The organism is Anditalea andensis, from assembly GCF_000714815.1.
Classification (GTDB): domain Bacteria; phylum Bacteroidota; class Bacteroidia; order Cytophagales; family Cyclobacteriaceae; genus Anditalea; species Anditalea andensis.
In genome coordinates this window covers 1-412 of the sequence record NZ_JMIH01000072.1, presented here as the reverse complement: position 1 = coordinate 412, position 412 = coordinate 1, and the positions used below count along the sequence as shown (strand labels likewise).

The 412-nt window shown below is 43.9% G+C and carries 2 tRNA genes; both read left to right on the top strand.

Annotation, left to right across the window (positions count from 1 at the left end):
- Positions 1–68: 68 nt before the first annotated feature.
- A tRNA-Ile gene (locus tag EL17_RS22395) sits at positions 69–142 on the top strand.
- A 98-nt stretch (positions 143–240) separates the two neighbouring features.
- Positions 241–314, top strand: a tRNA-Ala gene (locus tag EL17_RS22390).
- Positions 315–412 lie beyond the last annotated feature (98 nt).

Genomic DNA, 412 nt, shown 5'->3' with positions numbered 1-412 from the left:
CTGGAACACCTCCTTTCTGGAGTCAGTATATTTGAAACGGTTGTCTTACATCTTCTTTACTTATTAGAGGGCCTGTAGCTCAGGTGGTTAGAGCGCTACACTGATAATGTAGAGGTCCGTGGTTCGAGTCCACGCAGGCCCACACTTAATAAAAATTTTCCGGGGGATTAGCTCAGCTGGCTAGAGCATCCCGACTAGAAGTCGGGAGGGTCAGCGGTTCGAATTCAAAAAAAATAAAATGGGGGATTAGCTCAGCTGGCTAGAGCACCTGCCTTGCACGCAGGGGGTCAACGGTTCGAATCCGTTATCCTCCACATTTTAATAATCATAAGAGATTATTATATAATTATTAAGGAAGTATTCTACTTCCACTTTTATCCCGATAGGGGATAACAAGTTCTTTGACATGTTG